Origin of the sequence: Amycolatopsis sp. CFH S0740 (genome assembly GCF_004522315.1) — a bacterium.
Lineage (GTDB): Bacteria > Actinomycetota > Actinomycetes > Mycobacteriales > Pseudonocardiaceae > Amycolatopsis > Amycolatopsis nivea.
The window spans coordinates 177473-188849 of the sequence record NZ_SDLS01000019.1 but is presented as its reverse complement, the minus strand read 5'-3'; the positions used below and the strand labels follow the sequence as shown (position 1 = coordinate 188849).

Annotated in this window: 14 protein-coding genes; 4 read left to right on the top strand and 10 right to left on the bottom strand. The window is 71.7% G+C overall.

The features are described from left to right. The 4 genes from EIZ45_RS28910 to rimP form a co-directional block, all read right to left on the bottom strand. On the bottom strand, positions 1 to 369 hold a 369-nt coding region (locus tag EIZ45_RS28910), incomplete at its 3' end, for a translation initiation factor IF-2 N-terminal domain-containing protein (RefSeq protein WP_205671782.1). A gap of 88 nt (positions 370 to 457) precedes the next feature. Beyond that, positions 458 to 760 (bottom strand): YlxR family protein, encoded by a 303-nt coding sequence (locus EIZ45_RS28905; RefSeq protein ID WP_037812536.1) that lies wholly within the window; start codon positions 758 to 760, stop codon positions 458 to 460. An 89-nt stretch (positions 761 to 849) separates the two neighbouring features. After that, complete coding sequence (gene nusA, locus EIZ45_RS28900; RefSeq protein WP_037812537.1) at positions 850 to 1908, bottom strand: transcription termination factor NusA; 1059 nt, start codon at positions 1906 to 1908, stop codon at positions 850 to 852. After that, a complete protein-coding gene (gene rimP / locus EIZ45_RS28895; RefSeq protein ID WP_037812539.1) occupies positions 1905 to 2423 on the bottom strand; it encodes a ribosome maturation factor RimP in 519 nt (172 codons plus the stop codon). The genes nusA and rimP overlap by 4 nt, the downstream gene beginning before the upstream one ends. Positions 2424 to 2534: 111 nt before the next feature. On the opposite strand from rimP, the gene EIZ45_RS28890 reads away from it, so the two are divergent. After that, positions 2535 to 3455: a ferritin-like domain-containing protein gene (locus EIZ45_RS28890; protein ID WP_167754224.1), complete on the top strand. Its 921-nt coding sequence runs from the start codon at positions 2535 to 2537 to the stop codon at positions 3453 to 3455. Between the two features lie 51 nt (positions 3456 to 3506). Here the strand turns inward: EIZ45_RS28890 and EIZ45_RS28885 are convergent, their stop codons facing one another. From EIZ45_RS28885 to EIZ45_RS28865, 5 genes are read right to left on the bottom strand one after another with little or no spacing between them, the layout of a single operon-like run. Next, on the bottom strand, positions 3507 to 4172 hold the full coding sequence (locus tag EIZ45_RS28885) for a hypothetical protein (protein ID WP_107051038.1): 666 nt from the start codon (positions 4170 to 4172) through the stop codon (positions 3507 to 3509). A 32-nt stretch (positions 4173 to 4204) separates the two neighbouring features. Then, the gene (locus EIZ45_RS28880) at positions 4205 to 5227 is read right to left on the bottom strand and encodes an aminotransferase class V-fold PLP-dependent enzyme (RefSeq protein WP_134666697.1); all 1023 of its coding nucleotides are present in this window, start codon (positions 5225 to 5227) and stop codon (positions 4205 to 4207) included. 10 nt (positions 5228 to 5237) lie between these two features. Beyond that, entirely contained in the window at positions 5238 to 6002 is a 765-nt protein-coding gene (locus tag EIZ45_RS28875; protein WP_134666699.1) for an isocitrate lyase/phosphoenolpyruvate mutase family protein, read from the bottom strand. A gap of 48 nt (positions 6003 to 6050) precedes the next feature. Beyond that, positions 6051 to 6680, bottom strand: coding sequence for a GPP34 family phosphoprotein (locus EIZ45_RS28870; protein ID WP_134666701.1), 630 nt, complete (start codon positions 6678 to 6680; stop codon positions 6051 to 6053). Next, entirely contained in the window at positions 6677 to 8116 is a 1440-nt protein-coding gene (locus EIZ45_RS28865) for a glycosyltransferase family 39 protein (protein ID WP_134666703.1), read from the bottom strand. Before EIZ45_RS28865 ends, EIZ45_RS28870 begins: the two co-directional genes overlap by 4 nt. Before the next feature lie 168 nt (positions 8117 to 8284). Between EIZ45_RS28865 and EIZ45_RS28860 the strand changes: the two genes are divergently transcribed. After that, entirely contained in the window at positions 8285 to 9496 is a 1212-nt protein-coding gene (locus EIZ45_RS28860; protein ID WP_134666705.1) for a sensor histidine kinase, read from the top strand. After that, positions 9493 to 10143 carry a response regulator transcription factor gene (locus EIZ45_RS28855; protein ID WP_134666707.1) on the top strand — a complete coding sequence of 217 codons (651 nt, stop codon included), beginning with the start codon at positions 9493 to 9495 and terminating at the stop codon, positions 10141 to 10143. Before EIZ45_RS28860 ends, EIZ45_RS28855 begins: the two co-directional genes overlap by 4 nt. On the opposite strand, the gene EIZ45_RS28850 is transcribed toward EIZ45_RS28855, so the two are convergent. Then, positions 10144 to 10821 (bottom strand): IclR family transcriptional regulator, encoded by a 678-nt coding sequence (locus EIZ45_RS28850; RefSeq protein WP_037812547.1) that lies wholly within the window; start codon positions 10819 to 10821, stop codon positions 10144 to 10146. A 117-nt stretch (positions 10822 to 10938) separates the two neighbouring features. Between EIZ45_RS28850 and EIZ45_RS28845 the strand changes: the two genes are divergently transcribed. Next, positions 10939 to 11358: a nuclear transport factor 2 family protein gene (locus EIZ45_RS28845; RefSeq protein WP_134666709.1), complete on the top strand. Its 420-nt coding sequence runs from the start codon at positions 10939 to 10941 to the stop codon at positions 11356 to 11358. The last annotated feature ends 19 nt before the right edge of the window (positions 11359 to 11377 follow it).

Sequence of the window (11377 nt, the reverse complement as noted above, 5' to 3'; positions counted from 1 at the left end):
CGGGCCGGGGCGGGGGCCGCCGGGCTTCGGGCCCGGGGACGCCGCCGGCTTGGCGGCCTGCGGTCCCGGCTTCACGGCCGGGGCCTGCTGCGGCGCGGGGGCCGGAGCGGACGGGGCCTGCGAAGCGGCGCTCTGCTGCTGCGGAGCGGGCGGCTTCGGGGCCGGAGCGGGCCGCGGTCCCGGAGTGGGGCCGGGCTTCTTCCCGCCCTTGGCGGGGTACGCGTCGCGGAGCCGGCGGGCGACGGGCGCCTCGACGGTGGACGACGCGGACTTCACGAACTCGCCCTGCTCCTTCAGCTTGGCGAGAACTTCTTTGCTGGTGATGCCGAGCTCCTTAGCGAGCTCGTGTACACGGGCCTTGCCTGGCACAGCTCTCCTCATCTAGGGGAGGCCAGGCGGGGACCCGCTGACCTCGTCCTTATCGTCGCGCGTTCATGGCTTCAGCTTCACGGCTGACTCATGACGGGTCGACCTGCTTCCTTGTTTCCCGCGACCCCGGGAGCGTCCCGGCGTCGTTGTCCTCGGCGAACGCCGCGTGGCGGTGCAGTCCCGCGGCCTCGAGCGCGCCCTGGACCCGGAGAGCCCGGGGGAACGCCCGCTTCCGCTCGGCTTTGGCCAGGCAGCCCGGTCCCGGGTGCAGCCACGCACCCCGTCCCGGCAGCCGCCGACGTTCGTCGACGACCAGCCGCCCGTCCGCCGCGACCACGCGCAGCAGTTCGCCGGTCAAGTCCCGTTTCCGGCAGCCGACACACGTGCGCACCGGCGAGTGCCGGTGACGCGGGAGGTCGGGGGTGTCCCCAGTGGCCCTTCGCGGGACTTGAACCGTTGTCGAGTCTAGCGCCTGCACCTTCAGTCGGCCGAACCGGTCGCCGCGGCGGGCCGCGCCTGGCCGGCGTGGTCTTGCTCACCCTGCGCCGGACCGGCCGGCTCGGCGGGGGCCGCGTCGCTGCGGATGTCGATCCGCCAGCCGGTGAGCCGGGCGGCGAGGCGGGCGTTCTGGCCCTCCTTGCCGATCGCCAGCGACAGCTGGAAGTCCGGCACGACGACCCTCGCCGTCTTGGCGCGCTCGTCCACGACACGTACCGAAACAACCTTCGCCGGCGACAATGCATTCCCGACGAACCTGGCCGGGTCGTCGGACCAGTCGATGATGTCGATCTTCTCGCCGGCCAGCTCGCTCATCACGTTGCGCACGCGCGCGCCCATCGGGCCGATGCAGGCGCCCTTGGCGTTGACGCCCGGGATGGTGGAGCGCACCGCGATCTTCGACCGGTGCCCCGGTTCGCGGGCGACCGCGGCGATCTCGACGGTGCCGTCGGCGATCTCCGGGACCTCCAGCGCGAACAGCTTGCGCACCAGGTTCGGGTGCGAGCGCGACAGCATGATCTGCGGACCGCGGTTGCTGCGCGACACGCCGAACACGAACGCCTTGATCCGGGTGCCGTGCTCGTAGGACTCCCCCGCGACCTGTTCGGCCTGCGGCAGCACGCCCTCGGTGTCGCCGACCTGGATCACGACCATGCCGCGGGCGTTGGCGCGCGCGTCGCGCTGCACCACCCCGGCCACGATCTCGCCCTCCTTCGCGGAGAACTCGCCGTAGGTCTTCTCGTGCTCGGCGTCGCGCAGCCGCTGCAGGATGACCTGGCGCGCGGTGGTGGCGGCGATCCGGCCGAAGCCCTCGGGCGTGTCGTCCCATTCCTCGTCGACCTCGCCCTCGGACGTGAGGGTGTGCGCGAGGACGCGGACGAGCCCGGTCTTGCGGTCGATGTCGATGCGGGCGTGCGGCTGGTGGCCCTCGGTGTGCTTGTACGCGGTGAGCAGCGCGGTCTCGATGGCCTCGATGACCGTGTCGAAGGGGATGTCCTTGTCCCGTTCGATCGCCCGCAGCGCGGCGATGTCCACGTTCACTTCGACTCCTCCTTCTTCTCGTTCTCGTCCGCGGTCAGGGTTTTCAGGTCTTCGGCGGGCGGTTGCTTGAATTCGACTTCCACCACGGCCTTCGCGACGGACTGGTAGTGCACGTCCTTGATCCGGCCGTCGGCGAGCACGCGCACGCTCTTCTCGCCGGCGTGGCCGACGCGGCCGAGGTAGGCCGAGCCCTCGACGGGGGTGATCTTGACGAGGCGGAACCGGGCGCGCCGCCAGTGCCGGCGCTGGGTGAGCGGCCGGTCGAGGCCGGGCGAGGTGACCTCGAGCGTGTAGGCGCTCGCCAGCACGTGCTCGTTCTCGTCGAGTGCGGCCGAGACGGTGCGGCTGACCTCGGCGACCTCGTCCAGGCCGACGCCGTCGTCGGAGTCGACGACCACCTTCACCAGCTGTCGCCTTCCGGCTTGCTGCACCTCGAGCGAGTCGAGGTCGAAACCCGCGGTCGTGACGGCTTCGGCCACGATCGGCTCCAGCCGGCTGGCGAGTTCGTTGGGCACGTGGAGCACTCCTGTTCGGCCTGTTGGTCGGTGAAGGTCAAGCTTATCCTGCGCCCCCGCGAAGACGCGCGAGCGGCGGCGCACCCGGGCGGCCTGGCAGGATGGGCCGACGTGACCGCAGACCTTTCCCGGCGCGCCGTGCTGCGTCTGGGCGCGCTGAGCGCCACTGTCGCCGCGGCTGTGCCGCTCGCCGCCTGCTCCGGCGGCTACGACGACGCCCCCGATCCCCTGGCCCCGCTGCTGGCGACGGCCGAGGCGGACGCCGCCGCGGCCAGGAAGCTGCCCGCCGGCGGCGACGCGGCCGGACAGGTCGCCGACGCCAGAGCCGCGCAGGCGGCCGCGCTGAAGACCGAGGTGGACCGGCTGAACCGGCCGAAGAAGGCGGCGGACGTCCCCGCCGCGCCGGCTGATCTCGCCGGGTTCAAGGACCGGCTCGCCGCCGCGCGCAAGCAGGCGGAGGACCTGGTGCCCGCGCTGCCGGCGTACCGGGCCGGGCTGGTCGCGTCGGTGGCCGCCGGGTGCGCCGGGCTGCAGCGGGTCGCGCCGGAACTCGGGCCGGGGGCCGACGCGAAGGCCGCGACCGCGCCGTCGTCGGTGCCGAAGGAAGCGGTGGATTCGCTGCAGAAGGCGCTGGCGGCCGAGCACGCGTCGCTGTGGGTGTACGGGTTGGTGACGGCGTTCCTGCCGGGCGACTTCGGGGAAGCGGTGAAGGCCGGGCGCGCGGAACACACCGCGCGGCGGGACGTGGTCACGCAGATGATCACGTCGGTGTCGGCGACGCCGGTGGCTCCTGAAGCCGCGTACGTGCCGCCTAAGCCGGTTACCGACACTGCTTCGGCGGCTGCGCTGGTGGCGAGCGCGGAGGCGGACACGGCGGCGGCTTGGCTTGCCGTGCTTACGCATACCGACGATTCGGGGCTGCGCGGGATGGCGCTGCAGGCGGTGATCGCGGCGGCTCGGCGCGGGATGCCTTGGCGGCAGGAGGCTGGTCTGAAGCCTGCTGCCGTTGCCCTCCCCGGGCAGCCCTCGTAGCACAAGCGCGCAGGCCGGGCCGGACCCGCGCCTGCGCGCCTCACGGGAGGCTCAGCGGAGCTTCCCGGACAGCTTCAACGCGTTCTTCGCGATCCGGTTGAGCAGCTGCTTGTCGTGGTGGCCGTAGTAGAAGTCGGTCAGCACGATCGTCACCTCGGCTCCGGTGGCCTTCGACTCGTACTCCGCCTCGTTGCCGCTCAGTTTCGGGGCGTCGGTGTCGTGGAAGGTGCCGTCGCGGACCAGGTCGCTCACGTTGCCGGTGCCGTCGCGGTCGGTGAGCTGTTTCAGCTCGGTCGCCTTCGCCGCGTCCGGCATCGTCACCAGCACCACCGACACCAGCGCCTTCGCGTCCCCGGACTGCACCGTGTACAGCGCCCGCGCCAAGGACTTGCACTGGTTGTCCTGGAAGAACTTCTTCGCGCCCGAGTACGCGTTGGCGGCGCAGTCGGTCGCCTTGACCGGGCCTTCGGCCAGTTTGTAGTCGAACGCGGGCTTCGCCGTGGTCGCCGGGGGTTCGGCGACCGGCTCGTCCGGCGTGCTGTCGTGCCGGATCAGGTACCAGACGAGCCCGGCCACGACGGCGATCGCCACGAGCCCGGCGCCGCGCAGCAGGAGGGCGCGGTTGCGCGACGGCCCGGGCGGCGGACCCGGCTGCGCGGGCACGGCCGGGATCGGGGCCGTGTCCGAGGGTCCGGGGGTGAAGTGCGGATGGGACACGCGAACACCGTAGTTCACCGCCCGTACGGCCTTCAGCCAGACGCTGCGCCCAGGGCGTCCAGCACGCGTTCGACGTCGTCAGGGCCGTTGTAGAGGTGGAAACCGACCCGTACCCGCCCGTTGCGGACGCTCGCGACGATCCCGGCTTCGGCGAGCCGCGCGGGATCGGCTTCCAGTGCCACGATCGCGCTCCCCTGCGGCTCCAGCCCGGCCGCGGTGCGCAGGGAATCGGCCAGTCCGGCGTTGTGGTCGCGCACCGCGGCAAGGTCCAGTGACGCGAAGTAGTCGAACGCTTCCGCGGCGCCGACGTGCGACAGCCACACCGGCGAAAGGTCGAATCCGCGCGCGTTTCCGGCCAGGCGCAGTGGCATTCCGTACACCGAGGACCACGGATCGTCGCCGGCGTACCAGTTCGCGGCGACCGGGCGGGTCCGTTCGTGCGCCCGCGGGTGCACCGCGAGCCAGGCGCACCCGCGCGGCGAGAACAGCCATTTGTAGCCCGCGCAGACGATCCAGTCCGCCCACGCGACGTCCAGCGGCAGCCAGCCCGCGGCTTGCGTGACGTCGATCATGACCGGCACGCCCGCGGCTTCGGAGGCGGACCGCAGCGCGGCGGTGTCGAGGAGCGCGCCGTCGGCGGACTGCGCGAGGCTGACCGCGACGAGGTCGTGGCCTTCGACGTGCTGCGCCAGCTTCGCGAGCGGCGCTTCGGTGACGTTCGCCCGCTGCGCGAACGGGAACGTCACGCTGGTGAACTCGCCCTCGGCGACCAGGACGCGGGCGTCCGGGGCCAGTCCGCCCGCGACGTTCGCCGCCAGCTGCGACACCGACGCGCCGATCGCGACCCGGTCCGCCGGGACCCCGGCGAGCCGCGCGAATCCGGCGCGGGAGCGGGAGACCGCCTCGTCGAAGTCCGACGGGGTGTCCTTGCCGGTGCGCCACCGGCTGACCGCGGCCTCGACCGCGTCGGCGACCGGCGTCGGCGGGATCCCGATGCTGGGGGTGTTGAGGTATCCGGCGGGGACAGCGAAGTCGGTGTTTCCTCCGAAGATCATGTCCCCCAGATTACGGGAGCAATGCGGTGATTTCGCCGTACGAAGGCGGCTTCATCGGCAGTTCGGTCCCTTCCCGCGCTGCGTCTACTGTGGACAGTGCGGCGGAAAGTGCTACCCGGTAGGGAGTTGAGCCGAGACTGACCCGCGCCACGCCGAGGGAGGCCAATTCGGAGAAAGTGGCTTTCCCGGGCAGGTGCAGGAGGTTCACCGGCACCTCGACCGCTTCGACGAGCTCCGCCACGTCCGCTGCCTCGTGCAGGCCGGGGACGAAGACGCAGTCCGCACCGGCGTCGGCGTACGCGCGGACCCGCGTGATGGCGTCCGCGACCGGGCCGACGCCGAGCCAATGCGTGTCGGTGCGGGCGTTGAGGAACATGCCCGGGACGCGTTCGCGCACCTTGGCCAGCAGCGCGGCCTGGACGACGATCGGAGCGAGGGCGTCGGCTCGGCCGTCTTCCAGGTTGATGCCGACTACTCCCGCGTCGGCGAGTTCCGCGACGAGGTCCGCTACTTCCTCGGGGTCGGTGCTGAAGCCGTCGGCGAGGTCGACGCTGACCAGGATGTCCAGCGGTGCCAGCGATTTCGCCAGCGCGACGGTCGCTGCGCGGGATTCCGGGGCCCCGTCGGCGAGCCCGGCGGCGGCCGAGACGCCGAGGCTGGTGGTGCCGACCGCCGGGTGTCCCGCGGCGGCGAGGGCGGCGGCGAAGCCGAACTCCCAGACGTTCGGCAGCAACAGCGGACGGCCCGGGACGTGCAACGCGGCGAAGGAGGTCATGTCCGCCACGGTACGACGTCCACGCTTCGGCGGCGGCCGAACTGTCGGTCAGCCGCCGGAACCGCCGGAGAACGCCGCGATCCGGGCCGCCCGGCGACCCGCGACCGCCTTTCGCAGTGCCGGAAGCACTGGTCCCGCGAGTTTCTCCAACTCCTTCAGCCGGTCCGCGTGGCGACGCGCGTCCGAGCGGGACATCCCGGCTCCGGACGCCGCGGCGAGGGAAGCCAGCGCCGCGGCGGAAGCGTCCACTTCGGACAGCGGGGCGGTCAGAGCGTGGTCAAGCTGTGCATGCGCGTCGCGGACCCGCGCCGGGTCGGCGGGCACCAAGACCTTGCGGTGCAAGATCGAACTGCTGCCTTCTTCGAGCAGACCCGCCGCGGAGAGTTGCGTTTCCAGCGACTGCAACGTGTCGTTCCTGCCGCGGCGGAGCAATGCGCGCCACGACGCCGGGCTGTGCGTGCGGAGGTCGGCGAGCAGGTCGTCGAGCAGGAGGTCGCCGGTCGGGGCGGCAGCGGTCGGGTCGGCGTGGCCGCGCTGGTCGCGGAGGTTGCCGCGCAGCACCAGGTCGGTCACCGCGGCCGCGCGGACCAGCAGGGCCGCGTTGGAGCGGCGGGAGACCGGGCCGCCGTCCGGGTCGCAGGCGAGGAAATACGCTCGCGCGGGCAAGGAGTCGCTCATTGTTTCTTCACCTCTGGCCAGATCGTTTCCCAGGATTGCTTTCGCCCGGTGTACAGCCGCATCAGCCCGGGCACCACTTCAGTCACCGAAGAGAAGTACGGCCGCAGCAGCGCCGGATCGAAGCCCGCGAAAAGCACGTTGCGCGCGGAATCCGGCGGCCGGTCGAAGTACCAGTATCCTCGGTGTCCACTGTAGACATTGTTGATTCCGTACCGCGGGCCGTAGTACTCCACGGCCGCGGCGAACGGGTAGATTTCCCCGTATACGGCGGTTTCCCGGCGCACCGGCTCCGGCAGGGATCGATACGTCTGCCCGACCGAGTCCGCCAACTGCTGCTGCGCGGTCTCCCCGGCCGCGAATACAGTGCCGAGCGGAAAGGGGCCGAACGACGTGGCTTTCATCGAAGCTGGCCATACCGGCAGCCCGGCAACGGTGACCGCGACCGAAAGCGTGAACACGATTCCGACCGGGATCTTCCACCAGCGCACCAGATTTCGCCGCGAAAGCTCCGTCGCGGCCGCGGCGAACGGCAGCGAATACAGACTCATCAAGTAATACGAGCGGCCGTGCGTCCCGATGATCACCGCCACGACCAGCAGCAACGCCACCGCGAGGTACCGGTACGGTGCCAGGTCCGGCGAACGGAACAGCCGCCACATCCCGTACAGCAGCGCCAGCACGCCGATTCCCATTCCGGCCCCGAGCAAGCCGTCGCGCGCGAAGGTGAGGTAGCCGGGGAATTCGGCCGCGACGACCTCGCCCATCCGGGTGTAGGCCCAGCCGTGCGTGGCTTGCCAGAGGAACGTCGGCAGGGTCGCCACGGCGGCGATCAGCGCGCCCAGCCACAGTTTCGGCCGGGACGCCAGGTTGCGCGGCCCGAAGACGAGCGCGGACACCAGCACCGCGCCCCACAGCGCGGGGATCAGGAATTTCGTCTGCAGCGACACCGCGGTGACCACTCCGGCCCACACCAGCAAGCCGTCGCGCCGGGTCCGGGTCCAGCGCACGAGGAGGAACACCACGAGCGTCCAGAAGAACGGGTCCAAAGCGTAGGTGGCGACCCAGTGGCTGATGATGATCAGCCCGGAAGTCGCGTACGCCCCGGCCGCCATCGCCTGTGCTCCGCGACCGCCGCCGAGTTCACGGGCGGTCAGCGCGGTCACGATCACCCCGGCGCCGGCCGCGAGCGCCATCGGCAGCCGCAGCGCGACCAGCGAACCGGGGAACCACTGGTCGAGCGTGCCGGCCAGCAGCGGGACGAGCGGCGGCTGGTCGAAATACCCCCAGGCCAGATGATCTCGACCGGCCACGAGGAAATACAGCTCGTCGAAGCCGTGCGCGTACCGAGTGCTCGTCGCCGCCAGCAGCGCGACGGCGCCCGCCGCGACCGCCAGCACCGGCAGCCGGGCGAACCGCGGGATTCCTTCGCTCGTCATGGCGTCGAGTCCACCGCGCCGGGCGGGTGCGGCGTAAGCGTGCTCGGTAGCTGCCCGCAGCGACGAAAGTGGATCGCTTCCGATCGAGCCGCAACTTTCGGCGGTAACCCGCCACCCGGGCGATGCGGATCCGGCGCGGCCGGGCAGGCGACCGGATACCGTGGCCGGGTGACCAGCACGTGCCGTCCCTGGCCGCGGTCGACCGACTGGTTCTGGCTGGCCGGCACCGCGCTGGTGTTCGCCTGCCTCGACTTCGGGCTTTTCCTCGCCGCCGGGCCTGCCACCGGCTTTCTCGGGCCGTACGCGACGCTCGTGCTGGAACTCGTCTGCGACGCGTCCCTGCTGCTCCTGGCGCGCTTCCCGAACGGCGTCGCCGGCCTGCTGATCGTGGCCTCGCTGGCGATGCTGGCGTCCGACCTCTTCTCCCCCGGCCTGCTCGTGCCCGTCCGCCAGCCGACGCTGATGACCGTCCCCACGATCACGCCGATCGTGCTGGCGCAGCTCGTGCGGCAACTGGACCGGCGGCGGCTGCTGTGGATCGCCGGGTTCCTGGCCCTGCTGGCGACGCGACCGTGGAATCCGGCTTGGAACACCACGCCGTTCGGACTGCTGAGCACCGCGCTGCCGGTGGCGATCTCGCTGTATTTCGAGGCGCGGCGGCAGCTGCTGAGTTCCTTGCGCGACCGGGCTGAGCGCGCGGAACGCGAGCAGCATCTGCTCGCCGAACAGGCGCTGGCGGCGGAGCGGCGACGGCTGGCGAGCGAGATGCACGACGTCGTCACGCACCGGTTGAGCCTGATGGTGCTGCACGCGGGCGCGCTCGGCGTGACGTCGCCGGATCCGTCGGTGAAGTCGGCCGCCGAGGACATCCGCCGCGAGGGGGCGCACGCGCTCGACGAACTGCGCGACCTGGTCGGCGTGCTGCGCAACGGCACCGGAATCGAACCGCCGGTGCCGAATCCGCCGCTGCCGGGCGAGGTGGCGGATCTGGTGGCCGAATCGGTGGCGGTCGGGATCGCGACCGAGCTTTCCGTGACCGGCGACCGGACCTCGGTGTCGCCGACCGTCGCGCGCACCGCGTACCGGGTGGTGCAGGAGGCGCTGACCAACATCCGCAAGCACGCGCCGGGCTGCTCGGCGACGGTTTCGCTGCGCTATCACCCGGGCGGGCTGGACGTGGCCGTCGCCAACACCCGCGCGACCCGGCCGCCGGACGCGGCGCTCGCGGGGAGCGGCTCCGGCGCGGGGCTGAGCGGGCTGCGCCAGCGGGTCGAACTCGTCGGCGGGACCTTCGAGGCGGGCCCGGTGCCCGGCGGCGGGTTCAAGATCGGTGCGATACTGCCCGCCTACGTCCCGACCACGGAAGGTGCTGCCCGGTGATCACGGTCGTGGTGGCCGACGACGAGCCGATGGTGTGCGCGCACCTGCGCACGATCCTCGGTTCGGCCGGCGACATCGAGGTAGTCGCGCAGGCGCGGGACGGCGCGGAGGCGGTCGAGGAAGTGGTCCGGCACCGGCCCGCGGTGGTGCTGATGGACCTGCGGATGCCCGGTGTGGACGGACTCGCCGCGATCGAGCGGATCTGCGCGCTGCCGGATCCGCCCGCGGTCGTCGCGCTGACGACGTTCGACGCGGACACCTACGTCATCCGCGCCCTCCGCGCGGGCGCGGCCGGATTCCTGGTGAAGTCGACGCCGCCGGAGGACCTGATCGGCCTCGTTCGCGTCGCGGCGGACGGGCACACCGTGCTGTCGCCGTCGGCCGCACGCCGGTTGGTCGCGCTGTCGTCGGACGGCCACCGCCGCGATGACGAAGCCCGCCGCCGCACTGCCGGGTTGACGGAGCGGGAGCGGGATGTGTTGGCGTGTCTGGGAGAAGGACTGTCCAATGCGGACATCGCCGGTCGGCTGCACCTGGCGGAGGCGACCGTGAAGAGCTACGTGTCACGGATGCTCGTGAAACTCGGCTGCACCAACCGGACCCAGGCCGGACTGCTCGCCCACGAAGCCGGGCTCGTCGGCCGTTAATTACTTCAGCATCGAGCCCAGCCGCTGCGCTGACGCCACCACCAACCGGCCCAGTTCGTCCGGGTCCGGAGCCTCGAACAGAGACAGCCCGATGCTCGTGCCGGGCGCGTCCCGGCCGGTCGGCACCACCGCAGAGATCCCGGTGATTCCCGGCGCGATCTCTCCGACCGACACCGCGTAACCGCGCGAGCGGGCGCGGGTGATCTCCTCGCGTTCGCCCTCGACCGGCGGTTCCGCCGCGAGCAGCGCGAGCCCGGCCGAGCCGCGGCCGATCGGGTCCAGCTGGCCGCTGCGGAACGACACATGCATCCGCGCCTGCCGCGGTTCCACGATCATCAGCATCCGCACCTGCTCGGCGTTCTCGCGGACCACCAGGTGCGCCGACGCGCGGCCGGCGTCCGAAAGCTCCTCCAGCACCGGGCGCGCGAGCGTGCGCAGGTCCTGTTCCACCGGCTCGGCCAGGCGCACGAGGCCGGTGCCGAGCGAGATCCGCTTGAACCGGTCGCGCCGGCAGAGGTGGTGCGCCTCCAGCGTGCGGACCAGCCGGTGCGCGACCGTGCGGTGCACGCCGATCCCGTCGGCGATCTCGGTCATCGTGAGCCCCTGCGGGTGCTCCACCAGCAGCTCCAGCACCTGAAGCCCGTGGCTCAGCGTCTTCGACGTCCCCGATTCGGACACACGACTCCCTTGACGACAGCTTGTCCGGCGACCTACTGTTCCTACATATCGCACGGTGCGTGCGAATATAGCACGTTTGCCGTTCGAGGCAACCACCCCGCGGATCGAGGTTCGGACATGAGCGAAGTCCCCGTCGAGGACGTGCTGGCGGTGCATCAGCTCTACGGCCGCCAGAGTCACGCCATCGACTCCGGGCAGGCCGCGCGCTGGGCCGCCACGTTCACCCCGGACGGGGAGTTCGTCTCGCCCAGCTACCCGGAACCCGCCGCGGGCACGGCCGCGCTGACCGCGTTCGCCGAGCGGTTCCACGCCGGGTGCGTCGAGTCCGGCGAACGGCTGCGGCACGTGGTGTCCACCGTGGAGGTCCAGTTAGGACAGCCCGAGGACGCCCTGCGAGCGCTCGCCTATCTGCAGATCGTCGGGACCCCGGAAGGCGGTTCCCCGCGACTGCACCGGCTCACCGTGCTGGACGACGAACTCGTGCGCACCGCGGAAGGCTGGCGCGTGCGCCGCCGCACCGTGCACCGCGAGCCCTGAGAAACAACGAGGAGAAAAC